This is a genomic window from Undibacterium sp. GrIS 1.2, assembly GCF_040544435.1.
In the GTDB taxonomy this organism is placed as follows: Bacteria; Pseudomonadota; Gammaproteobacteria; order Burkholderiales; family Burkholderiaceae_D; genus Undibacterium.
On the sequence record NZ_JBEONP010000005.1, the window covers coordinates 46,115 to 70,886 of the forward strand.

At 47.9% G+C, this 24,772-nt stretch carries 20 protein-coding genes and 1 tRNA gene; 10 read left to right on the plus strand and 11 right to left on the minus strand.

Annotation, left to right across the window (positions count from 1 at the left end; translation table 11 throughout):
* Window positions 1-40: 40 nt before the first annotated feature.
* Window positions 41-1,165 carry an A/G-specific adenine glycosylase gene (gene mutY, locus AAKU61_RS03320; protein WP_354329748.1) on the minus strand — a complete coding sequence of 375 codons (1,125 nt, stop codon included), beginning with the start codon at window positions 1,163-1,165 and terminating at the stop codon, window positions 41-43.
* A gap of 483 nt (window positions 1,166-1,648) precedes the next feature.
* On the opposite strand from mutY, the gene AAKU61_RS03325 reads away from it, so the two are divergent.
* On the plus strand, window positions 1,649-1,861 hold the full coding sequence (locus AAKU61_RS03325; protein WP_354329644.1) for a 2-amino-4-hydroxy-6-hydroxymethyldihydropteridine diphosphokinase: 213 nt from the start codon (window positions 1,649-1,651) through the stop codon (window positions 1,859-1,861).
* Between the two features lie 950 nt (window positions 1,862-2,811).
* Window positions 2,812-5,040, plus strand: coding sequence for an RNA polymerase sigma factor RpoD (gene rpoD, locus AAKU61_RS03330; RefSeq protein WP_354329750.1), 2,229 nt, complete (start codon window positions 2,812-2,814; stop codon window positions 5,038-5,040).
* 266 nt (window positions 5,041-5,306) lie between these two features.
* On the opposite strand, the gene AAKU61_RS03335 is transcribed toward rpoD, so the two are convergent.
* The 3 genes from AAKU61_RS03335 to mutM form a co-directional block, all read right to left on the minus strand.
* A complete protein-coding gene (locus tag AAKU61_RS03335; RefSeq protein WP_354329646.1) occupies window positions 5,307-5,948 on the minus strand; it encodes a LysE family translocator in 642 nt (213 codons plus the stop codon).
* A 123-nt stretch (window positions 5,949-6,071) separates the two neighbouring features.
* Window positions 6,072-8,006: a dynamin family protein gene (locus tag AAKU61_RS03340; protein ID WP_354329648.1), complete on the minus strand. Its 1,935-nt coding sequence runs from the start codon at window positions 8,004-8,006 to the stop codon at window positions 6,072-6,074.
* A gap of 48 nt (window positions 8,007-8,054) precedes the next feature.
* The gene (mutM, locus tag AAKU61_RS03345) at window positions 8,055-8,876 is read right to left on the minus strand and encodes a bifunctional DNA-formamidopyrimidine glycosylase/DNA-(apurinic or apyrimidinic site) lyase (protein ID WP_354329650.1); all 822 of its coding nucleotides are present in this window, start codon (window positions 8,874-8,876) and stop codon (window positions 8,055-8,057) included.
* 205 nt (window positions 8,877-9,081) lie between these two features.
* On the opposite strand from mutM, the gene AAKU61_RS03350 reads away from it, so the two are divergent.
* From AAKU61_RS03350 to ggt, 7 genes are all read left to right on the plus strand, one after another.
* Window positions 9,082-11,055 (plus strand): tetratricopeptide repeat protein, encoded by a 1,974-nt coding sequence (locus tag AAKU61_RS03350; RefSeq protein ID WP_354329652.1) that lies wholly within the window; start codon window positions 9,082-9,084, stop codon window positions 11,053-11,055.
* Window positions 11,056-11,237: 182 nt separating this feature from the next.
* On the plus strand, window positions 11,238-11,822 hold the full coding sequence (gene lolB, locus AAKU61_RS03355; protein ID WP_354329654.1) for a lipoprotein insertase outer membrane protein LolB: 585 nt from the start codon (window positions 11,238-11,240) through the stop codon (window positions 11,820-11,822).
* 50 nt (window positions 11,823-11,872) lie between these two features.
* On the plus strand, window positions 11,873-12,730 hold the full coding sequence (gene ispE, locus AAKU61_RS03360) for a 4-(cytidine 5'-diphospho)-2-C-methyl-D-erythritol kinase (RefSeq protein WP_354329656.1): 858 nt from the start codon (window positions 11,873-11,875) through the stop codon (window positions 12,728-12,730).
* A gap of 72 nt (window positions 12,731-12,802) precedes the next feature.
* Window positions 12,803-12,879, plus strand: a tRNA-Gln gene (locus AAKU61_RS03365).
* A gap of 128 nt (window positions 12,880-13,007) precedes the next feature.
* Complete coding sequence (locus tag AAKU61_RS03370) at window positions 13,008-13,970, plus strand: ribose-phosphate pyrophosphokinase (RefSeq protein WP_322121178.1); 963 nt, start codon at window positions 13,008-13,010, stop codon at window positions 13,968-13,970.
* 107 nt (window positions 13,971-14,077) lie between these two features.
* Window positions 14,078-14,671 carry a 50S ribosomal protein L25/general stress protein Ctc gene (locus AAKU61_RS03375; protein WP_354329658.1) on the plus strand — a complete coding sequence of 198 codons (594 nt, stop codon included), beginning with the start codon at window positions 14,078-14,080 and terminating at the stop codon, window positions 14,669-14,671.
* Between the two features lie 177 nt (window positions 14,672-14,848).
* Window positions 14,849-16,657 (plus strand): gamma-glutamyltransferase, encoded by a 1,809-nt coding sequence (gene ggt, locus AAKU61_RS03380; protein WP_354329660.1) that lies wholly within the window; start codon window positions 14,849-14,851, stop codon window positions 16,655-16,657.
* A gap of 287 nt (window positions 16,658-16,944) precedes the next feature.
* On the opposite strand, the gene hpf is transcribed toward ggt, so the two are convergent.
* The 7 genes from hpf to AAKU61_RS03415 all read right to left on the minus strand — a co-directional run bounded on the left by hpf (window position 16,945) and on the right by AAKU61_RS03415 (window position 22,589).
* Complete coding sequence (hpf, locus tag AAKU61_RS03385; protein ID WP_322121175.1) at window positions 16,945-17,289, minus strand: ribosome hibernation-promoting factor, HPF/YfiA family; 345 nt, start codon at window positions 17,287-17,289, stop codon at window positions 16,945-16,947.
* Between the two features lie 153 nt (window positions 17,290-17,442).
* The gene (locus AAKU61_RS03390; protein WP_354329752.1) at window positions 17,443-18,939 is read right to left on the minus strand and encodes an RNA polymerase factor sigma-54; all 1,497 of its coding nucleotides are present in this window, start codon (window positions 18,937-18,939) and stop codon (window positions 17,443-17,445) included.
* Window positions 18,940-18,956: 17 nt separating this feature from the next.
* On the minus strand, window positions 18,957-19,697 hold the full coding sequence (gene lptB, locus AAKU61_RS03395) for an LPS export ABC transporter ATP-binding protein (RefSeq protein ID WP_354329662.1): 741 nt from the start codon (window positions 19,695-19,697) through the stop codon (window positions 18,957-18,959).
* Window position 19,698: 1 nt separating this feature from the next.
* On the minus strand, window positions 19,699-20,277 hold the full coding sequence (gene lptA / locus AAKU61_RS03400; RefSeq protein ID WP_354329664.1) for a lipopolysaccharide transport periplasmic protein LptA: 579 nt from the start codon (window positions 20,275-20,277) through the stop codon (window positions 19,699-19,701).
* A 19-nt stretch (window positions 20,278-20,296) separates the two neighbouring features.
* Window positions 20,297-20,974 (minus strand): LPS export ABC transporter periplasmic protein LptC, encoded by a 678-nt coding sequence (gene lptC / locus AAKU61_RS03405; RefSeq protein ID WP_354329666.1) that lies wholly within the window; start codon window positions 20,972-20,974, stop codon window positions 20,297-20,299.
* On the minus strand, window positions 20,971-21,516 hold the full coding sequence (locus tag AAKU61_RS03410) for a KdsC family phosphatase (RefSeq protein ID WP_354329668.1): 546 nt from the start codon (window positions 21,514-21,516) through the stop codon (window positions 20,971-20,973). Before AAKU61_RS03410 ends, lptC begins: the two co-directional genes overlap by 4 nt.
* Entirely contained in the window at window positions 21,516-22,589 is a 1,074-nt protein-coding gene (locus tag AAKU61_RS03415) for a KpsF/GutQ family sugar-phosphate isomerase (RefSeq protein ID WP_354329670.1), read from the minus strand. Before AAKU61_RS03415 ends, AAKU61_RS03410 begins: the two co-directional genes overlap by 1 nt.
* A 118-nt stretch (window positions 22,590-22,707) precedes the next feature.
* On the opposite strand from AAKU61_RS03415, the gene AAKU61_RS03420 reads away from it, so the two are divergent.
* Window positions 22,708-24,702: a cation:proton antiporter domain-containing protein gene (locus AAKU61_RS03420; protein WP_354329672.1), complete on the plus strand. Its 1,995-nt coding sequence runs from the start codon at window positions 22,708-22,710 to the stop codon at window positions 24,700-24,702.
* Window positions 24,703-24,772 lie beyond the last annotated feature (70 nt).

A 24,772-nucleotide genomic window follows, 5' to 3' on the forward strand; every position in this document is an offset into this window, starting at 1 on the left:
TGCGATGAAACATCATAAAACTCGGATCAAAATACCGGCATCAAAGTTCCATTAAATATTTTTTCACCGGCGCTGGTAAAGCGGCTTGTCCCACCTGCCTTAAATCCAGCCAGACATAACGCGATTCGGCGACTTGGGATGCGAGCTGCGCCAGATTAAATTGCAGCACTTGCGCATGTAATTTGAAGTGGGTAAACCCATGTAAAAATCCTGGCAATTGCCGGATATCTGTCACTTCCCCAAATTGATTTGCTACTTGTTTTGCCGCCAAACTTTGCTCTGGCAAAGTGCTGCTAAAGTCCAGCAAATCACCCATGGGACTGTCGGGATTTAATTCCTGCATGCCGTCCAGTTCGGGCAGCGACAACAAGCCGCCCCAGATGCCGCTGTCAGGCCGTTGCTCCAGCAAGACTCGTCCCTGATGCCGTAGCACCAGCATCAAAGTATGCTTTTCTTTTGGTTCTTTTTTCGGTTTGCGGGTTGGCAATTCAGCGGTGCGGCCTTGCGCATAAGCGACGCAAGATGCTTGCAAAGGACAGCGAGGGCAATCAGGTCTGCTGCGGGTACACAGCGTCGCGCCTAAATCCATCAAACCTTGTGTGTAGGCCTGGATATCCGTTTCTGGCAACAAGGCTTGTGCACGCAACCACAAATCGTCTTCTATTGTCTTAATCCCCGGATAACCAGTAATCCCGAATACCCGGGCAAAAACCCGTTTGACATTGCCATCCATAATCGCCGCACGGGTGCCGTAAGAGAACGCCGCCACCGCTGCCGCAGTGGAGCGACCAATCCCGGGTAATTGCTGCAATAAAGCAGGGTCTGACGGAAACTGCCCGGCATAATTCGCCACCACATCCTTGGCACATTGGTGCAAATTGCGCGCCCGGGTGTAATAGCCCAAGCCACTCCAGTGCGCCATCACCTCTTCAGCAGGCGCAGCGGCTAAAGCAAACACCGTCGGAAAACTCTCTAAAAATCGCTGATAGTAAGGGATCACCGCCGCCACCTGGGTCTGCTGCAACATAATCTCAGACAACCAGACGCGATAAGCGTCCCGGCTTTGCTGCCACGGCAAATGATGCCTGCCATGCTGTTTTTGCCAAGCAATCACGGCATGAGAAAAACTGGGGTCGTGGTACTTGGATGCCGCCTGATCTAGCATGGCCGGCGAAGTGGGCGGAATGGACTTAGCAGTGGTGCGAGGTTTCATTGAACTGGTTCTAAAAATAATCTGCGATGAGTATAAAAGCTTTTTTCGGAAACTTTCTGTCAAATGTAAAAACGATTTTCAACCGAGAATTTCTATTGGGGTTTGAGTTGATGGCGGATGCACTTTTGAGGGCAATTTACTTATCGCGGTTAAGCTACTTCCCCGGCGGCTTTTTAAACATAGCTCGTGCGGACATATTAAACATACTCCCTATATGTATTTATTAATCGTCCATATATTAATTGGACAATACGGTATTTATATTAATTTTTAAGGGGAGTATATTAAAACCCTCAACATAAAATGATTAAAAAAAACTAATCGTCAGCATAAGACTGGCCAGACAAGTTGGGCTAATCCAATCAGCAATTGGAAGACTCGAGCAACTACCCTCCCCGTATCAAACTGGTGTAGAAACAATATCAAGTTGAGGCAATGGTCGAGTCAATTTCAGCCGATTACTGCCTGCGATGGCAGATGCTGAAAATAAAGGCAAATTTAGTCGAAAAATCAGCATCTCTGCTTGCAAAGAAAGATGAAGCCGAGGATAATCCGCGCTTCGATTCTCCAAGTCCTCGGATGAATAAAAAAGCCCGCTTTCATCAGCGGGCTTTTTTCATCTTTAATATCGTGGACTTAGCAGATTAATAAGAATTTGTTGCTGTACTAGATTTTGCTCAATGAAAAATAATTCAACTGACTCCACTCGTATCACTCTTCAAAAAAGCGCATCCACTCTCACGCTAGGGATTAAAAGCCGTCCTGCCAAGGACGCGTCAGCCATGCAACATCCGGGTTCGGCGCAAGTGCAGACCAAGATGATTGCGGTACAAACTGCGGTACACGAACAAATTCTTAGCGATGCCACACCAACCATTATCACGGCACCGGTGACTGTGATTACCAAACGCCGCTCGAAATTAGCGCCGGCCTTGCCACAAGTATTACCGGAAGTAATTGCAGAATCAGAAGTGGCATTGGCAGAAGCAGAACGTAGTGCCGCGATTGAGAAAGCCGCTAATGCTGACGCCGATGCAAACATCATCATCGTTATCGAGCCAACGACTGCGGAAGATGCGCCGTTACCAGCCAACATGGAGATGTCAGCTCAACTCATCGTCCCTGCACCAGAAGTCATCGCCCAGATTAGCGATGCGCTTGCCATGTTTGAGCCTGCAGTAGCGAGCAGTTTGCCGCAGACCACGCCAGCCACGCCATTGCTGGCAGAACCAGCAGAAGCGATGGCTAAAGCAGTAACGGTCATTGACGAGCCGTTTGCAGATTACTACGCAGCCAGCACGACTTCAGACAACAAACCACCTGTCGTCGTGATCAAGAAATCGGCCTCACGTTTATTGAAAAAAACGCTGGATAAGACACTAGATACATCAGTAACGACTGGGCAAAATATAGAAAACCCTAGCGATCAAACCAGCGCTGAAATTAAGCCAGACGCTGCCAACTCCAATGCGATAGCAGGATCGACAACAAAACAGGGCGCGAGCAATGTCAGTATCAGTGAAAAACGTGCGCCGCGTGTGTGGACCCAAGCTAGCCCAGCAAAAGTAACAACGCCGCCAAAACCGGTATTGCAGTCGATGTCAGATGGAAGACCCGATGCGAAACGAGAAAAATTAGCCGTCGCACCAGTCACCATCATTTCGCCGACCTCGGCAATATCAGTAACACCGGTGGCATCTGTGTCGCCAACAGTATCAGCAGTATCGACAGTATCAGCAGCCTCAGCAACATCCAAACTGTCCGCGTTAGAGAGCATAGATACCTCAAGCTACACCTTTCCAAGCGTCAAAGAAGCCGCTAAACGTGGTCGAAAGCCTAGCGAATTTCAATTCGAGAATGAAGAAATCCGCGCCTTAAACGCGGTTGAGTCTGCTGAACTGAAATCCGTTGCCAGAGCCAAGGCCAGAAAAGCCGGCACCGGCAACTCTGGTAGCGCCAACGCGGCAAGATCAGCAGAACAGTTAGAGCATTATCGTAAAAAACTCACCAAGCTCATCAATATCGGCAAAGATCGCGGCTACCTCACGCATGCCGAAATCAATGACCATTTGCCAGAAGATGTGTCTGATCCAGAAATGGTTCAGAGCATCATCAGTACACTCAACGACATGGGTGTGGCAGTGTATGACCGCGCACCCGATGCGACCTTATTGCTGCTGACAGACAGCGTCAATAATGCCGTCAGCGATGATGAAGCAGAAGCCACCGCAGCCGCAGCCCTGTCCACCGTCGATGCCGATTTTGGTCGCACCACCGACCCTGTGCGTATGTACATGCGTGAAATGGGTGGCGTTGAATTGCTGACGCGCAGCGGCGAAATAGAAATCGCCAAGCGTATTGAAGATGGCTTGAAAGATATGCTGCAAGCCATTTCTGCCTGCCCAAGCACGATTGCAGAACTGCTAGCCATCGCAGAAAAAATCGCTAAGGATGAAACTAAGATCGACGACATCGTTGATGGCTTGATGGACCCCAACGCGAATGAAGATCTGATTCAGTCCGCCATTGTCAGCAACGTCAGCAGTGACGAGCAAGATGATCAGGATGAAGAAGACGAAGATGATGCCGTCAGCAATGACGCGGTGAGCGAAGAGCAATTACTGCAACTTAAAAATGCCGTCTTGTTAAAACTTGCCGTGATCGCCGCACAGTTTGAGAAAATGCGCAGCGCCAGGAATACCAATGACGCGGTCTATGTCAAAGCACAACAAAGCATCGCGCAAGAATTATTAGGTATCCGCTTTTCAGTCAAGACGATAGAAAAACTATGCGACACCTTACGCAAACAGATGTTGGAACTGCGTCAGATCGAGAAAAAAATTCAGGATTTATTAGTCAACAAATGTGGCATGCCGCGCCAGCACTTTATCACCAGTTTCCTCGGCAACGAGACCAATACCCAATGGTTAGAGGATGAAATGGATGCAGAGCAGCCATATAGCCTGCTAATCCGTCGTCATATCCATGCCGCCAATGAGCTGCAACAAAAACTCATCACGCTGGAAGAAAAAGTCGCATTGCCTCTAAGCGATCTGCGCAAAATTAATAAGCAAATGATCGCAGGTGAGAAGCGCGCAGCCGATGCCAAGCGTGCGATGACAGAGGCGAATTTGCGTCTAGTTATTTCTATCGCCAAGAAATATGTTAACCGTGGTTTGCAATTCCTTGATCTGATCCAGGAAGGCAATATCGGTTTGCTCAAAGCGGTCGATAAGTTTGAATATCGTCGCGGCTATAAGTTCTCTACCTATGCAACCTGGTGGATACGGCAAGCGATTTCCAGAGCGATTGCGGATCAGGCGCGCACTATCCGCGTACCGGTTCACATGATAGAAACCATCAATAAAATGAATCGCATCAAACGTCAATTGATGCAAGAAAATGGCCTGGAACCTGATCCGGCAATCATTGCCGAGAAGATGGAAATGTCCGAAAGCAAAGTACGCGAGATCATGAAGATCGCCAAAGAACCGGTATCCATGGATACACCGATCGGTGACGATGGCGACTCACAATTAGGCGACTTTATTCAGGATAACAATACGCTGTCACCCATGGCCGCCGCCATGCAAGCCTCGGTACAAGAAAAACTCAAAGAAGTCTTAGACTCACTCAGCCCGCGCGAAGCCAAGGTCTTGCGGATGCGCTTTGGTCTGGAGATGGCAACGGATTACACTTTGGAAGAGGTCGGCAAACAATTTGAAGTCACGCGTGAGCGCATCCGCCAGATCGAAGCCAAGGCGATGAAAAAATTACGCCACCCTTCCCGCTCGGATCAATTAAAGAGTTTGCTGGAGAATCATTGATCGGCTTGCGACTGATGTTGAAACAGAGCTTGAAATTGCGGTTGAGTTTTTCTTACACTTTAGGGTCTGCAATCCTGAGTTCCCGCAATCAAGATCACTAGGCTAACTCAAGGTCAAACAAGGACTTATTGAGCATACTCCCCCGCATTTTTCATAAATATGCCCTATCGTCCAGTTAAACCCTGGACGATTAAATATACTCACTAAGAGTATATTCAAAAACAGATCTATATCACGGGATTTGGCAGTTGATGATTGATTGCTGCTTATTTGCTACTTAATGCAAGCTTGATTCCAAAAGAAACAAACATCGCGCCGATCAGGCGATTGAGCCAGGCTGAGACCGTCTTATTCACGCGCACACGCTTGCTGGCTACTGCAGTCGAGACTGCTAAAAAGTGACACCACAGCATGCCGTTGAAATTAAAAATACAGCCCAGCACAATAAACGCCAGCGCTTTATTCGATGCAGATGCTGCGATAAATTGCGGTACAAAAGCCAAAAAAAATACCGCTACTTTTGGGTTCAGTACGTTGGTCAAAAAACCTTGCTGGAATATGGTCTTGTAACTCAGATCTGGCGACTTTGTTACGGGTGTGTCAAGCTCGCTGGCAGTTGCGCTTTTTGCCAGCAGAAGCCCGACTCCGACGTACAACAAATACGCTGCGCCGAATAACTTGACGATCGTAAAAGCCGCAGCAGAGCTTGCCAATACTGCCGACAAACCCATTGCTGCGGCAAAAATATGTACAAAAGTACCGGTGCCAATTCCTAAAGCCGCAGCAGAACCAGCACGCCAGCCCTGGCTGGCACTGCGCGTCATGATCAACAAAGAATCGGGGCCTGGGACAAGATTAAGCAACAGGCCAGAGACAATAAATAACGCGAGATCTTGAGTACCAAACATCATTAAAGCTCGTGTTAAGTTAGTAAGAAGGAAGGGGCTAAAACATATACTGCGCTTTAAAACGTTTTAAGATGTTTTAAAGCGCTTAACTTAAATCCCTCAGCGGCAATCAGCGATATTAAGTTAAGCAACCTTGAGTGCGCTCAATTCTGCTAAAAGCGCATTTTTCAAATTCAATTCTAAGGCGCTCAAGGCTTTCTTTTTAGCGTCCATCTCGGCTTGCATCGCTTCAAAAGAACTAATTTTTTCTTCCAGACTATCGGTCGCCACATGAATGCGCTGTATCGACTGCATACGATTTTTGAGCTGACCTTTGTGCTCGCGGATTTGCGCTTCTAGCGGTGCCATGACGACTTTTTGCCACGCCTCTACATCCCGGTTCGCCTGTAAAAAACTTTGCTTCACGCGCGCTGCAATAGAATCAAAAAATTTCTGCATCAGCGCAACCTGTGACGTCGTCAGCAAGGTCATAGTACTGAATTGCTTCTGGAATACGGCCTCGACTGAAGCGACTTCCTGGATGTATTTGTCTAAAGAGAATGACATCGGCGCGGACAAGGCAAGGCCATGCTCGGTCGAAAATTTTCTGTACATGATGGTCATCATTTCAGAAATCTCATCCGTCTTTTTATTCGATGCTTGCAGGTTAAATTTGATATTACTAAAGAACTGTCTGACTGCATCTTTCAGGCCAGTAGAAAATTTACTCTTCTGCATGGCTTCTCTGGATTTACGAATTTCTTCACGCAAAATATCCATACCCAAACTGGTGTATACCTCGGTCGATAAGCGGGTGAATACGGCACGTGTTCCTTGCATCTTGATCAGGCTGGCATCGAATTCTTTTTTCTCTGCATCGATCCGGCGCATCATGTGTTCAATCACGTTGATGTTCTTGCCGCGCAAACTTTTCAGCTCCATCATTTGCTCTACCACGCTGCGAGTACGGGCAGAAATAATCGCTTGCTGCGCACCGGTGATTTCATTGATGTCCGTCGTCATCTGGGCGCGGATGATGTCTTGCTTGGAGGGGATCAGTTCTTTAGAGAGTGCATATTCCAAGGTCGGCAGGCGACTCTTGGCTAATAATGGCGCATCTTTGTTGATTTTAGCGACCAGGCCTTTTTGCGCTGACACCGGGAAAATTTGTTTTTCGTCCAGCGATAAATTATGTGCAACAGTACTGATCTGATGTTTGATTTGGGCTTCTATCTCGTCTGCAGTGCGCAGCTCATCCCACATGCTATCAATCTTATTGAGCACGACCATACGGCCAGGACCGCCGCCAATATGATTGCGCCAGACGTCAATATCGCTTTTAGTAACGCCGGTATCGGCAGCCAGAATAAACAATACGGCATGCGCGTTGGGGATTAAATTCAGTGTCAGCTCAGGCTCGGTACCGATTGCGTTTAGGCCTGGAGTATCGACAATGATCAAACCTTCTTTGAGCAATGGATGCGGGAAATTCACAATCGCATGACGCCATTGAGAAATCTCGACCAGGCCATTTTCATCAATTTCTAAAGCAGCATCAGGATCGTCTTCATCAAACAAACCGTAGGATTTGGCTTCTTCTATCGATACCCGTTTGGTCAGGCTCACTTGTTTAAAAGCCTCTAGCATGCCATCCCCAGAGCTGATATTTAGCGGCAATACGGTCCAGACATGGTGCTGGCCTTTGTAGTCGCTAGTGGATTGTGCTTCTTTGCGGGTTTCTATCGGCAACAGGCGGATGCATGGTGGAATAGTCTCGTCATACAACAGCTCAGTCGGACACATCGTGGTACGACCGGCGGACGATGGCAAAATGCGCTGTCCGTAATCCGCGAAAAAAATCGCGTTAATTAATTCTGATTTGCCGCGTGAAAATTCTGCAACAAAAGCGATGGTTAGTTTGTCATCGACCAATCTTTCCAGCAAACGCGAGATGCGCTGATCACTGGCGGCATCGGCCATATCCGATCCATGTATCCATGCGCGATACTGCTCTAACGCACTCACGACACCTTTGCGCCAGTCACTGTATTCCTGGAATTTTTGAACCAGATTGCTCATGTTGCCCTCAAATAATTATTATGGTTGCCTAGAATCTAGCACTTTGACCTATTTTTGACAATTTGTGCAGTAAAAAGTACTGCGTTGACCTTGCTTAATCTGTCGTATTGGCGACTTACATACACGACAAGCGTCTTCAGCACGATCATATACGAAATATGTCTGCTGAAAATAGCCTGTTTGACCATCAACACCAATGAAATCCCGCAAACTACTGCCACCTTGCGCAATCGCAGCGGCCAAAGTGAGCCGAATTTCCTCAGCTAGTAACTGATATCGTTTAAGGCTAATGCGGTTGGCTGCCGTCTTAGGGTTAATTCTGGCGCGAAACAGGCTTTCAGATGCATAAATATTACCTACGCCGACCACAATATCGCCTGCCAGCAACACTTGTTTAATCGCCGCGGGGCGCTGGCGCGTCTGCCGGTAAAGCAATTCTGCGCTGAACTGCTCTTCCAGCGGCTCCACGCCCAAAGCCCGCAACAACAAATGCTGGTTAACATCGCCATCGGCTGCATCATGCCAAAGCACCGCTCCAAAACGTCGGGGATCCGTCATGCGCAAGGCTTGCGCACCAACCACAATATCGATGTGATCATGCTTTTGCGGTGGTGTTTGCGTGGGGATAACCCGTAAATGTCCTGACATTCCTAAGTGAATCAATAAAGTGCCGTGCTTAAAATGCAGCAGCAGATATTTACCCCGACGGCCAGCAGCCAGAATAGTTTGGCCTTGCAGCAGCGCTGGTAAATTTACCGGAAAAGGCCAGCGCAAACCCGCACGTCGCATTAGCACTTGCGTTACTTGCTTCCCTTCTAAATGGGGTGCGACACCGCGTCGGGTGACTTCTACTTCTGGGAGTTCTGGCATAGATAACTGTTTGCGTGTTTTGATGATTTAGGAGTGCACTTTACATTGCAATGCAGTGCGATGGTGCGCAATGGAATCGAGATGGTTAAGTAAGCAATCCTGCCCCCAAGAGTCCGCGCCATTACAATTTGACACGAGAAGCTTTACCACGCAATAACGGCTTGAGCGTAAAATCGAGCATCATCAGTCAATCTTGGATAATGCTTTGAAAACTATTTTTGCATCTGTGGCTGAATCTGACAACGTCAAATCTGCTGACTCACTTACCTCACTTACTGCTCCAGCGGTTTTTTCAACTGCGACGAATTTAACTGATTTGGCTAATTCAGCGAACTTAATTAAGTCTCGTATTGTAACGGCTCTGCGCATAGTTACTGCTGCCATTGTGACGGCGAGTTTGCTTTCTGCATGTTCTGGTTTTTCTCCCTTAAATAGTGCCACGGACGACGCACATCAGGCCGCTGGCGCAAGTGCTGCGGCGCAAGCCGCCTTGGCGGCAGAAAATACCGACGATGGCAATTCTATGCCTGCAATTCAGGAGAACTTGCCCACAGTCGCCTTAACCGATGAATTGCTGTACAAAATTTTGACCGCTGAAATCGCCTTCCAGCGGGGCAACTGGCAAGCTGCTTACGTCACCATACTCAGCGTCGCGCAGCAAACCCGCGATCCACGTCTGGCACGACGCGCAACTGAGATTGCGCTCACCGTAAAACAACCTGGCGAGTCATTGACCGCGATCCGGCTGTGGCGGGAATTATCACCGAACTCTAGCGAGGCAACTCAGTATTACCTCGGCTTTATGGTGATGAATAATAATCTGGCTGAAATCCAGAACGTTTTCACGGAAAAACTGCGCGCTGCCGATCCTAAACAATATGCCGTATTAATGCTGCAAGCACAGCGTTTGCTCCTGCGTGCAAGAGATAAAAATGCCGCTTTCGATACACTGGAAGAAATCCTCGCGCCTTACAAAGACCGACCAGAAGCCCATTTGGCGCTGGCGCAAGGTGCATATGCCCATGGCGACAACAAGCGTGCAGTGGCTGAGGCAGAGCTGGTTTTGCAGGCAAAGCCAGACTCACAACTCGCCATCCTGACCATCGCGCAAGCGTCTAAACAAACTGATGCAATTAAGGCGATGGCTGCCTTTCTAGAAAAAAATCCGCAAGCCAGAGATGTGCGTCTTGCGCATGCCAGCATCTTGATTGACCTACACCAGTTAGACAAAGCCACGTTGGAATTTGAGGAATTGCTGAGAGATAAACCGAATGATGTGACCGTGCTATACACCTTAGGCGTGCTCGCCATGGATAGCAAAAAACCCGGTCATAATCAAATGGCAGAACGTTATCTGACACGCTACCTCAACGAGCTGGAAGCCAACCCAAGCGAGGAACGGGACCCAACCCCCGCTTTAATCAATCTGGCACAAATCGCAATAGACCGTGAAGACTACGTAGCCGCAGAAACATGGCTAGCCAAAGTAGATTCTTACGACGGCAAAAACAGTGCCTATTTTGGCACCCAGATAAGACGCGCGCAATTGATGGCGAAGCAAGGCAAATTAAGCGAGGCACGCCAGTTTTTGCGCGATTACAAAGCTGGCAATGAGGTCGAGGAAGCACAATTGGCGCAAGTAGATGCGCAATTGTTGCGGGATGCCCGCATGCCAGCAGAGGCGACTACTGTGTTAGAGGACGCGCTAAAACGTTTTCCTGACAACACAGATTTATTATACGACTACGCCATGTTGGCTGAATCCCAGCAAAAAACGGAAGAAATGGAAGTCGCCCTTAAACGTGTGATGGTTTTGGCGCCGAACAACCAAAATGCCTACAACGCACTAGGTTATTCGTTGGCAGACCGCAATATTCGCCTGGATGAAGCCTTGACGCTCATCGAAAAAGCGGCACAGCTTGCGCCTGATGACGCCTTCATTCTGGATAGCCTGGGCTGGGTAAAATTCCGTCTGGCAAGATTAGATGAAGCAGAAGAAGCCTTACGTCGCGCCTACAAATTGCGCCCTGACGCTGAGATTGCCGTACATCTGGGCGAAGTGCTCTGGGCAAAAGGCTTAAAAGACGAAGCCCGCAAGTTCTGGCACGAAGCCAAAACAAAAGATGCCGATAACGAAGCTCTTAAATCAACATTGCAACGCCTGTCTGTGAAGCTCTGAAGTAAAGCTTTAAAGTAAAGCCTTACTTAAGCAGGCTTAAATGTATGAATGCGCGAACTTTAAATATAGTTCAGCTCACCGCATCAAACAATATACTCCCAGTGAGTACACTATAAATTACTTATATGCTCCAAATAAAGTCTGGACAATCAGCACTATCAATCAGATACTCCCATTTTTTATTGATCTTATTCAGCTTTTTTTTAAGCCTGACTTTATCCGGCTGCGCTAGCACACCACGTCAGACCAACGCGTCGCCAGACCGTCAATATCAAGAAAACCTGCAAATCACTGGCAGGATATCGGTGCAGTATCAGCAAAATGACAAGGAGCAAACCTTACCCGGCAGCTTTGAATGGCAACAGACTGCGACCAGTACCAACATTACTTTGCTGTCACCGCTAGGCCAGGTGATTGCAACGATTCAACAAACTCCAACGGGTGCAAGTATGCAACAAGCTGGCAAAGCAACTCGCTATGCCAGCGACCTGGATAGTTTGCTCAATGATAGTTTGGGTTGGGCGCTACCAGTCAGCGGCTTACGCGACTGGTTACAAGGTTTTAGTCTCGACACACAAGGCAAACGGATCGCACTAAAAACGGATGATAATACCGTGCTTGATGCCGATGGATGGCATCTGCGCTACGTCACATGGAATCTGGATAGCACGCCTCTCTACCCCAAGCGTATCAACTTACAACGTAACTCTGTGCAAGCCGGAGAAATTGCCATCCGCATCGCGATAGAACAATGGACCTTGCAATGAGCGCAGCGATGAATGTTAAAAAGGTAAAAACAGCAATAGAAACAAGCATAATGAAGCCCCGCCACCTCAGCAATTGCCCGGCACCGGCAAAACTTAATCTGTTCTTGCACGTCACTGGTCGCCGCGCAGATGGCTACCACCTACTACAAACTGCGTTCCAGTTGATTGACTACTGCGATATGCTGGACTTTGAAGTCCGCGATGACGGCCTTATTCATCGTACCAACGAGATTGTCGGGGTTCCTGCAGATACCGATTTAATGGTGCGCGCAGCTCGCTTGCTACAACATCATAGCGGCAGCACTTATGGCGCCAATCTAACGCTGACGAAAAAACTTCCCATGGGTGGCGGACTTGGCGGCGGCTCATCCGATGCAGCAACCACGCTGATCGCACTAAATCATTTATGGGAATGCGGGCTAACGCGGCACGAACTAATGGCGCTGGGCTTGCAATTGGGTGCCGATGTTCCGTTTTTCCTGTTCGGCCAAAATGCCTTCGCAGAAGGCATAGGTGAGCGACTGCAAGCTATCCACACACCAGAGCAATGGTTTGTGGTGATAGAACCCGGCGTCCAAGTACCGACACCAGCAATTTTTTCTGCCAAAGAGTTGACAAGGGATACGAAACCAATCAAAATAGCGGACTTTTCCAGCCTATCAGAAATGATTTGGAAAAACGATCTGCAAACAGTTGCTTGTACGCTGTTCCCGCAAGTTGCAGCAGCCATTCAGTGGCTTAGCGCTTACGGCAACGCGAAGATGACCGGATCTGGTGCTTGTGTTTTTTGTGCATTTTCTGATGAGGCAAACGCCGATCAGGCGCTAAAACAAGTACCGCATCACTGGCAATCATGGAAAGCCAAAGCAATAAGTCAACACCCGATGGCTTATTTGCTGCAGACGTAAAAAAATTTGGTCTGGTGTTGAAATCCCGCTAAAATAGCGGCTCAGAATTTAACACCAGATAAACGGTTGTGTAGGGGATTCGCCAAGTTGGTTAAGGCACCGGATTTTGATTCCGGCATTCGGAGGTTCGAGTCCTCCATCCCCTGCCATTAAATATAAAGCCGCCGCATACAATGTGCGGCGGCTTTTTTCAATTGTATCAGCAGTGTTTTTGCTAAAAGTTTAAGTCTGAATTAGCAACTACGCTTGACCCTCAATCTAGCCGATAGGTCCCGCCATGGCAAACGCGCGCGCAAATGACAACATGATGGTTTTCACCGGAAATGCTAACCCTGCGTTGGCTGAAGGTGTTGTCAAACAATTGGGCATTCCTCTCGGTAAAGCAGACGTTTCTAAATTTTCCGACGGTGAAGTGATGGTCGAAATTAATGAAAACGTCCGAGGTAAAGATGTTTTCGTTTTGCAATCAACCTGCGCACCGACGAATGACAATCTGATGGAAATCATCTTGATGGTCGACGCTCTGAAGCGCGCATCTGCTGGTCGCATTACTGCGGCGATTCCTTACTTTGGTTATGCCCGCCAAGACCGCCGTCCGCGCTCTGCACGAGTAGCGATCTCAGCGAAGGTTGTTGCCAACATGCTGGAAAAAGCTGGCGTTGATCGCGTGCTGATTATGGATTTGCATGCAGACCAAATCCAAGGCTTCTTTGATATTCCGGTTGATAATATTTATGCATCACCGATTTTGCTGGGTGATCTGGTTGCCAAGAACTATGAAGACTTATTAGTCGTTTCACCCGACGTTGGTGGCGTCGTCCGCGCCCGCGCGCTGGCAAAACGTTTGGGTTGCGATTTAGCGATCATTGATAAACGTCGTCCAAAAGCCAACGTATCAGAAGTCATGAACATCATCGGTGAAGTCGAAGGACGTAACTGCGTGATTATGGATGACATGGTCGATACTGCCGGGACACTGACCAAAGCGGCAGAAGTTCTGAAAGAACGTGGCGCGAAAAAAGTATTGGCTTACTGTACACATCCAGTATTGTCGGGTCCGGCAATTGACCGTATCTCCAACTCACCGTTGGATGAGCTGGTTGTCACCGATACCATTCCTCTGTCAGATGCTGCAAGAGCATGTAGCAAAATCCGCCAATTGTCTTGCGACAGTTTGCTGGCTGAGACTTTCCGCCGTATTACTAAAGGCGAATCCGTTATTTCTCTGTTCACGGATTAAGCATAATTTTCTGCGAGCTTGTTTTAAAACAAGCTCGTTTTTTCTGTGTCCCTGGTCGCGGGGACGCAAAACCGCAAGTTCAATCTTGCATTTTTTGGAGTAGCACCATGAAAGTAATCGCATTTGCACGCAAAGAGCAGGGGACCGGAGCGAGCCGCCGCCTGCGTATTGCTGGCCAAACACCAGGTATCATCTACGGCGGTACAGAAGCGCCTGTCAGCGTCACTCTGGACCACAATGCTTTGTACCATGCATTGAAAAAAGAAGCCTTCCACTCATCCATTTTGGATCTGGAAGTTGATGGTAAAGCCGAAAAAGTATTGTTGCGCGACTTCCAAGTCCACGCATACAAACAATTAGTATTGCACGTTGACTTCCAACGCGTTGATGCAAACAAGAAAATCCACGTAAAAGTACCTCTGCATTTCATCAATGCTGACGTATCTCCAGCAGTTAAGTTGTCTGCTGCAGTCATCAGCCACGTTGCTGTTGAACTGGATATCTCTTGCTTGCCAGCAGACTTGCCAGAATTCGTTGAAGTTGATCTGTCCAAATTGGAAGCTGGTCAATCTATCCACGTTTCTAGCCTGGTATTGCCAAAAGGCGTTACAGCAATTGTTCACGGTGATGACGCGACTGTCGCTATCGCTGTGGTACCTGCTGGCGCTACTGCAGCAGAAGGCGAAGCAGCAGCGAAGTAATTCGTTTCTGCCTGAACCAAAAAAAGCCACCTTCAGGTGGCTTTTTTATTGAACGAAATAATATCTATCTAAACTAATTAGGACTTACGCAAGTCCTGTTAATAAGAGAAATCCAGTCTGACTGGATAAGACGATCAAGTTAAAATCAATTCTATTGAAACGTCCCAAGGATAATCCATGCGCGCTCCGCTGCTTTCCCCACTACCTTGCCTATTTCTGTCAAATTCAACAAGCTTGTTGCGCGTATCACGCTTAGGATTAATCGCACTGGCGCTGGCATCAAGCATTACTGCGACACAAGCGCAATTCGTAGCTAAAACTACCAGCATTAATCCCGTTGTTAAATACGATATTGGTTATGACATCGTCAGTCCAATCCATGCTAAGCATGGGATGGTGGCGAGCGAACAAGGCTTGGCAACGCAAGTTGGCCTGGATATGTTAAAGCGCGGCGGGAATGCGGTCGATGCTGCGGTGGCGGTTGGCTTTGCGCTGGCGGTGGTGTTGCCCAACGCAGGCAATATTGGTGGTGGAGGTTTTATGCTAATCCATGACGCCAAATCGGGTAAAGACATCGCACTGGATTTCCGCGAAATGGCCCCCATCAAAGCAAGCCGCGACATGTATCTGGATAAAGCAGGCAAAGTCATTCCTGGCAAATCACTCTACTCGCATTTGGCGATTGGCGTACCTGGAACTGTCGCCGGATTGACGCAGGCGCTAAGTAAATACGGCACCATGAAATTATCAGATGTCATTGCACCTGCGATACAACTGGCAGAACAAGGCTTTGAGGTAAGTCCACATCTAGCCAGCATCCTCGACGCAGAATACGACCATTTGGGCGCGTGGGAGTCGAGCAAAGCGATCTTTTTTAAAAATGGCAAACCTCTGGTCGCAGGTGAAAAATTAATCCAAAAAGATCTGGCTGCATCCCTCAAGTTGATTGCAAAAGAAGGCGCGAGTGCTTTTTATCAAGGCGCCATCGCAAAGAAAATTGTTGCAGAAATGGCGCAGCATGAAGGCATCATCAGCGCAGAAGATATGAAAAATTATAAGGTCGTCGAGCGCGAACCCGTCAAAGGTAGTTATCGCGGCTATGAAATCGTGGCCATGCCGCCACCCAGCTCAGGCGGCGTACACATCGTACAAATGTTGCATATTCTTGAACACTTTCCGATTAAAGAACAAGGCAGTAATAGCGCACAAAACTTACACCTGATGGCGGAGACCATGAAGCTCGCTTATGCCGATCGTTCTGAATATTTGGGCGATCCCGATTTTGTCAAAGTACCGATTAAAGCACTGACATCACGCGCCTATGCTGATGAGTTATCAAAGAAAATTAATCCAGAACATGCAACGCCGTCCGATCAAATCAAGCCCGGTAAACTAGCGCCTTACGAAAGTGATCAAACTACCCATTTTGCTACAGCAGATCAGTATGGTAACGTCGTCGCAACTACCTACACGCTGAATCTGAATTTTGGTAGCGGCATCGTTGCTAGCGGCACCGGCATTACCTTAAATAATGAAATGGATGATTTCTCCGTAAAAGCGGGTGCTCCCAACGCGTTTGGATTACTTGGTGGCGATGCCAATGCGATTGCGGCATACAAGCGCCCGCTCAGCTCAATGTCACCGACAATTATTTTAAAAGACGGACGACCATTTCTGACCACAGGCAGCCCGGGGGGTAGCCGGATTATCACCACCAGTTTGCAAATTATTATGAATGTGATTGACCATGATATGAATATTGCCGAAGCCAGCATTGCGCCTCGCATTCATCATCAATGGATGCCAGATCAATTGCGCGTAGAAAAAGGGATCACTATCGATACCTTAAACATACTGGAGCAAAAAGGTCAGCATCTGAGATTGTCACCGACTATGGGGCGCACACAAACGATACAAATGAGCAATCAGGGATTTGATGGTTATTCAGATCCGCGCAATCCCGACGGAAAAACTTTAGGGTATTGAGGTTAAATTTAAATGCGTACAAGCTAATCTGTGCGGCTTAAAGAAATGAATAGCTACGAGTGTCGCTTATTTCTCCAGTACCCAATATAAATACTCTCCCCAGGTATATTTTAGTTGTCCATGTAATTACTGGACAATAAGCCATATTTATAAAAATAATATGGGAGTATATTTATATCAGCGCATAATCTTCGCAAAAAAATCAAGTGTTACGTAAACAAAAAAAGGACGCCGGATTGCGTCCTTTTTTGCTATTTTCTAATCGAAAAAGCGACTAAGTCATCTGCTTACACTGGCGTCGGATCGGGTATGTGTTTGATCGCGTCATGTTGATGATTTTGGATTTTGTCTTTATGTTTAATGACTTGTCGGTCCAGTTTGTCGATGAGAGTGTCGATGGCGGCGTAGAGATCTTGTGCCAGGCTTTCAACATGAATATCTTTGCCACTGATGTGCAGATTAATGTCTGCTTTATGGCGTTTTTCCTTTTCTTTGAGCTTGTCCACGGTCAGGATGACGGCGATATCAATTACTTGATCGAAATGCCGCCTGATACGTTCAAGCTTATTTTGCACATGTTCACGAATTGCAGGAGTTACTTCGAGGTGATGTCCACTGATGGTGAGATTCATACTACGCTCCTTGGTAATCTTACTTGTTACAAACATTTTGTCTTAACTCAATTAATGTAAATTTAATCAGACGATGAATTGGCAGACTAATACTTAAATTATTTATTGAGCTAAATTATATATAGCAACACACGAGGATATTTCAAGAACAAGTTACAAAGATTTGCGCAGGCTTACTGGCGGGATTTTCAAGGCCTCGCGATATTTGGCGACTGTGCGTCGCGCAATTACCATGCCTTGTTCTCCCAGCATGTCTGCAATCTTGCTGTCAGAGAGTGGGATTTTCTGGTCTTCTGCTCCTATCAACTGCTTGATGAGTGCACGTATCGCGGTGGATGATGCTTCCCCCCCTGCTTCCGTCGCGACATGGCTACCGAAGAAATATTTCAACTCAAACATACCATGCGGGGTCAGCATGTATTTTTGCGTCGTTACACGAGAAATAGTGCTCTCGTGTAAACCCAGTGTATCAGCAATTTCGCGCAACACAAGTGGTCGCATTGCAACGGCACCGTGCGTGAAAAAATTACGTTGTCTTTCAACTATCGCTTGTGAAACCCGCAAAATCGTATCAAAGCGTTGCCGCATATTTTTGATTAGCCAGCGCGCCTCTTGCAATTGGGAACCTAGCGTACCGTCACCCCGATTTTGCTTCATGATGCTGGCGTACATACTATTAACACGTAGCTTTGGCATCACATCTTGATTGAGTAATACTTGCCAGCCGTTCACTGTCTTTCTGACTATCACATCCGGCACGACATAATCTGAAGCCGCCACGGCAAATTCAGCACCCGGTTTGGGGTTACATTGACGAATAACCACTTGCGCTTCGCGTAAATCCTCGTCATCACAATTAAGGATTTTCTTCAACTTATTAAAATCTCTTTGAGCGAATAAAGTGATGTGGCTCTCAACAATTTTTTGCGCCAGCCGACGCGTCACAAAAGGAATTTTAGGAAAACGTTTAATCTGCAAGGCCAGACATTCGGATACATTTCTGGCACCGACACCGCTAGGGTCAAAGTTCTGCAACATGTTCAGCGCAAAGGATAATTCTTCCGGCTCAACACATAATTCCAATGGCAAGCTGGCATGAATTTCTTCAAGCGTTTCCATCAAATAGCCATTGGTATCCAAGGCATCAATCATCAGCTCAATCAGAGCACGATCACGGGGCTCGCGAATGTTCAATCGCATCTGCTCCAACAAGTGATCTCTGAGGCTAGTTTGTGCTGCTTCTAACTGCGGACGTCCGTCATCTTCTTCTGACGATTTGCTGCCTTGAGGAACATCATCAAAGCTCCACTCTTCTTCATTCGCGCTGGTGCTATCGGCAGAGGCAGCGACTTCGCTAAGCTCGGCATTTTCAGTACTGGCACTTGCAGTAGCTGCATCGCCATTCATTTCTGGCGCGGCGAATTCAGTTTCAGAATTATTCGTAGTCGCACTGATGGCGCCGTCGGCCAGCAAGCGCACTGCATTATCCATAGGATCATCTACCCGCTCCAACATGGGATTGTCGGAAAGTAGATTTTCTAACTCTTGATGTAGCTCCAGCGTGGACAATTGCAGCAAACGTATCGATTGCTGCAATTGGGGCGTTAAGGCCAAATGCTGGGACGTGCGGAGTTGCAGGCTTTGCTTCATCATCGTATGGCTTCCCGCTACATGCGGAAATGCTCTCCCAGATAAACTCGGCGAACCGATTCGTCTTTAATGATATCGTCTGGCTTACCAGTCGCCAACACAGCGCCCTGATTAATGATGTAGGCATGGTCACAAATGCCAAGAGTTTCGCGTACATTGTGATCTGTGATCAGAACGCCGATACCCCGGTTTTTAAGGAAGCGCACAATCCGTTGGATCTCAATGACGGCAATCGGATCGACGCCTGCAAAAGGCTCATCCAACAACACGAAACGAGGATTGGTTGCCAATGCTCTGGCGATCTCTACCCTGCGACGTTCACCACCCGACAAGGATAAAGCCTGATTTTCACGAATGCCGTCAATCTGCAATTCGGCCAGCAAGGTGTCTAAACGTTTTTCAATTTTCTTTTTACTCAGAAATTGATCGTTTTCATCTTTTTGTAATTCAAGAACTGCACGGATATTGTCTTCTACAGACAGCTTACGAAATACCGAGGCCTCTTGCGGCAAATAAGATAAGCCCAAGGTTGCACGTTTGTGTATGGGTAAGCGCGAGATATCAACACCATCAATATTGATCTCACCGGCATCAGAGGGTACCAGTCCAACAATCATATAAAACGATGTAGTCTTGCCAGCGCCGTTCGGACCTAGCAAACCGACCACTTCACCGCTCTTTACTTCCAACGACACGTCACGGACGACTTGCCGCGCGCCATAGCGCTTTTGCAAACCCTTAACTAATAATGTACTCATCTTATTCTTTGACTTTTTTGTCGGATTTTGGAGCCAAAATTAACGTCACACGTCCGCCACCGTCAACAGATTTTCCAGACGTATTATTAGTCGCCACGAATACATCGCTAAGACTGTCGTAGGATAAAAAGTCGCCCTGCTGTTCCTGTGTGACGGTTTTACCTTCAAGATATTTCACGTCAGCCTTAGAAATAAATTTTACTAATTCTGTCCTGGTGTCATATTCGACCCGGTCTGCTACACCTTCTACCCATAAGTCTGGACCGCCGTCACGCTTTTGACGGAAAAATACTTTGCCGCCCGCAACAGCATAGAGAACAGCACTCTGCGTTCCATCTTGTGCGGTTGTCACGACAGCGCGCTCGGCTTTGACTAACAAGGTACCTCGGGTCAAAACGACATTCCCCGTGATGGTAGATACGTTTTTCTTCCCTTCGGAAATAGAATGATCTGCGGTAATTTCTGTCGGCTTATCGGCATCCGCTTTTTCAGCAAATGCCGCCGAATGTAAAACTACTGCACTGACAGCACATAAAAAGCCGCCGATCAGATGCTTGGATTGTTTATTGTGGAAGCTCATTACTTGCTCTCCATTTTGATTAATTAGATGTTTTTTGCTTCGTGCCTGACTTCGCACCTGGCTTAGTAAAATGCATGTGAACCTGACTTAGTAACTGAGTCTCTTGTGTCTCATTATTCGCCGTCATTCCAACTGCATGTGTTTCTGAATTTTGTGAATACAAGGTCACGGGATGATCTGTTTTCATCGTATTCAGATCGGGTAACAACAATAGATAATCGGTATTTAACTGCATGTATTTTGTAGTATCACTCTCAGGCCTTACTACCTGAACATTGTCATACAGATGAATCTCGTCACTTTGGGTATTAATCTCAACTTGTGCTTTAGCTTGCTCGCTAAGTTGTGCAGTTTTTTGCTCTACCAGTCCGCGATCAGCACGTACTGTTACAGGAGTTTTATCTTTATCAAAACTATTAATACGGGGTTGTGTAATTTCAAAATTATCATATTGCGGGTTATGAGTGAGCCGGCTACCGGTGACATGAAAATTCGCCTGTCCTTTGTTCGACAAACGGATGAAATTAAAATTTTCCACATAGTAATCAGGATCGGTACGAGCAGCACTGCGCATATTTCCTTCTTCATCACTTTTGCGTAAAACTTGCAGCACCCAAAAGCTACCCATCGCAATTACGCCGAGCATAATAATGCCTACCCAGACGCGGAAACGATCTGCAGAAAAAATATACTTCATAGTAGAAAAGGCGCTAAGGCCTGGTCGTATTTACCTTGCGCCCGCAAAATAAAATCACAAACTTCGCGTACCGCACCATTGCCACCACTCACCTGCGTGATGTAATCAACACGGCAACGTACCTCGGCATGTCCATTCGGTACGCTGGCGGCAAAACCAACCCGCGATAATACCGGCAAGTCAATTACATCATCACCGATAAAGCCGCAATGCTCTGCTTCGACCTTCAACTCAGCGCATAATTCTTGAAAAGCAGACCGTTTGTCATGAATACCCTGGCGCAAATGAACAATCCCCAAATCTGCTGCACGACGCGCCACAATAGGCGACTGACGCGCACTGATGATGGCAGTCTGAATACCGGCTTGTTGCAGCAAACGAATTCCCTGACCATCCAGCACATTAAAGCTTTTCATCATTTCGCCATCAGGGCCAAAATGCAGGCTACCACTGGTCAAAATACCGTCTACATCAAAAATCATTAATTGGACTTGAGCTGCCTTGGCAACTGCATTTGAATTCAACATTGTCGTTGCAGTCATCAAATCACCTTAGCGCGGGTCAGGTCATGAATATGCAGAGCGCCGACTAATTTGCCATGTTCATCCGCTACCAACAATTGATTAATTCTATGGGTTTCCATTACCTCAACCGCTTCAACTGCCAACTGCTCCGCACGAATGCTGCGTGGATTTTTATGCATCACATCCGCGATCACAATTTTAGTAAAGTCCTGAACACTTTCCATCAAACGACGTAAATCACCATCGGTAAATACGCCGATTACCCGCTGCTCATGATCGACTACGGCTGTCATCGCCATGCCTTTTTTGGTAATTTCCATCAGCGCAACGGTCAACTTAGTGTCAGGCGTCACTTGAGGAATATCGTCGCCGCTACGCATCACATCGCGGACATGTGTCAACAAACGGCGACCGAGCGCGCCACCGGGGTGGGAGCGGGCGAAATCTTCTTCACGGAAACCACGTGCATCCAAGACCGCAACAGCAAGTGCATCGCCCAGTGCCAGTGTGACTGTCGTACTGGCCGTTGGTGCGAGGTTAAGCGGACAAGCTTCTTTGTCGACATGCACATTTAAATGCACGTCGGCCAGTTTTGCCAAACCCGACACCGGATTGCCAGTCAAGGTAATCAGTTTGACACCTAGGCGTTTGATGATAGGGGCAATCGCGATCAATTCCGACGCTTCGCCTGAATAAGAGATACCAATAAATACATCTTGGGGCGTCACCATACCTAAGTCGCCGTGTGCAGCTTCGGCGGCATGTACAAACAAAGCAGGCGTTCCAGTCGATGCGAAAGTCGCAGCGATCTTACGGGCAATATGGCCCGATTTGCCAATACCAGAAACAACTACCCGCCCCTGGCAGTGCAGTAGCAGATCAGTAGCCAGGGCAAATGCCGCGTAATCGTCGGAAAGTCGGGATTGCAGAACCTTGATTGCGTCTGCTTCGATCTGCAAAGTCTCGCTTGCCAATAGCAAAGCACGACGGGCAAAGGTTTCGTCAGGCGCAAGGCTGGTCGAAAGTTTAGAAGAAAGCTTAGACGACACGTCCGCCGGAGTTTGGGTGGGGATAAAGTTAATAGAGCTCATCCCGAGAGTATAAACGAAATTGGCTAAGCAAAAACTCTGCCAGTTTGCATAAGCTTGCATATGTTGCTTGCCAGTGAATATTGTTCGTTTTTTTGATCATCTAAGCAATAATGCTTGCATGACCGCACTTGACACTACCCTCCTCTTACTCGCCGCCTCCGTTCTAGGTGTCGTCGCTTTCCGTATGCTGCAATTGCCTCCGATGCTGGGTTATCTGGTGGTCGGTATTTTGATCGGCCCGTTTGGTCTGGGGCTGGCAGAAGATAGTGCGGCCACGCATGAGCTGGCCGAATTTGGCGTCGTGTTTTTAATGTTTTCCATTGGGCTGGAGTTTTCGCGCTCAAAACTGATGTCGATGCGCAGAACTGTGTTCGGGCTGGGTCTGGCGCAAGTGCTGGTCACTATTGCCAGCAGCATGGGGATTGGATTAGCAGCATCTTACTGGCTGCCTCAACATTTTAATATCAGTTGGGAAGCCGCCTTCGCGCTAGGCGGTGCGCTGGCTATGTCGTCCACCGCCATCGTTTCTAAAATGCTGACCGAAAAACTGGAGCTGGAAAGCCCGCATGGCCGACAAATTATCAGCATTTTATTGTTTCAGGATCTGGCGTTTGTCCCTTTGCTGATCCTGGTACCGGCGCTGGCATCGCATTCCAGCAATTTGTTTGAAGCTCTCGCATGGGCCAGCGGGAAAGCCGCTCTGGTCTTGTTTCTGCTGTTATTTGTTGGACAAAAACTAGTACGCGGCTGGTTTAGCATCGTCGTCAAACGCCGCTCGCAAGAACTCTTCATGCTTAATCTGTTGTTGATCACGCTAGGTGCGGCATGGCTGACTGAGCACGCGGGTTTATCCATGGCGCTGGGTGCCTTTGTCGCTGGCATGCTCATCTCAGAGACTGAATACAAGCATCAGGTCGAAGAAGACATCAAATCCTTCCGCGATGTCTTGCTAGGTTTATTTTTTATCACCATCGGCATGCTGTTAAATTTACGCCTGGTGTTTGAGCATCCGCTACTCGTTTTGATCTTGCTGCTGGGACCGGTATTGCTCAAATTTTTACTGATTACCGGTCTTGCCAAACTATTTGGCAGCACAGGCAGCGTCGCCTTGCGTACTGGTTTGGGTTTGGCACAGGCGGGAGAATTTGGCTTTGTCTTATTAAATCAGGCTGGCGGTTTGCAACTGCTTGATCCGCTGTTATTGCAATTAATACTCGCGTCAATGGTGTTGTCGATGCTGGCATCGCCTTTTATTCTGGCCAAATCTGACGCCATCGTGATGAAGTTGTCCGCTAACGAATGGATGATGCAGTCGCTGGCACTGACCCAAATCGCTGCCCGCACCATGAGCACCAAGCGGCATGTCATCGTTGCTGGTTTTGGTCGTAGCGGGCAAAGTCTGGCACGCGTATTGACTGAAGAAAATATTGATTACTACGCACTCGATCTGGACCCGGATCGCATCCGCGAAGCCCAGACTGCCGGTGCCAATGTATCGTATGGTGATGCAGCACGGCGCGAAAGTCTGATCGCCGCCGGCATCAAACGCGCCGCCTCATTGGTGATTACTTACAAAGATACTCAATCCGCATTAAAAATCTTGCATCTGGTGCAAGAACTTAATCCCAGCCTGCCAGTGATTGTACGTAGCCATGACGATAGCGACATCAATAAATTACGCGAGGCCGGTGCAACCGAGGTCGTGCCAGAACTGATGGAAGGCAGCCTGATGCTCGCCTCGCATGCCCTGGTGCAGCTTGGTGTGCCGCTGCGTCGTGTAGTACATCGGGTGCAGGCTGCGCGTGAAGAACGTTATGAATCGTTGCGCGGTTATTTCCACGGTGCCAGTGATGCCGCGGACGGACCAGAAAACATGCAAATCCGTTTGCACACGATTGTTCTGGGTGAGCACGCCAATGCCGTCGGTAACACCTTAGATAAATTAGATCTGGAGAATCTGGATGTAGATGTCACAACGGTGCGCCGTGGCAAGACGCGACTAGAACAAGATCAAGGGAAAAGCAGGGACATTATTCTGCTTGCAGGCGATGTCATTGTCGTACGAGGTACGGCAGAAGCTGTCGCTAGAGCAGAGCAACGGCTGTTAAAATAGCGAGCATTTTTCTGTTTGCTCCATCAATTGCTACTTAGGCAATTTGCATCATTCAACCCATTTAAGAAGG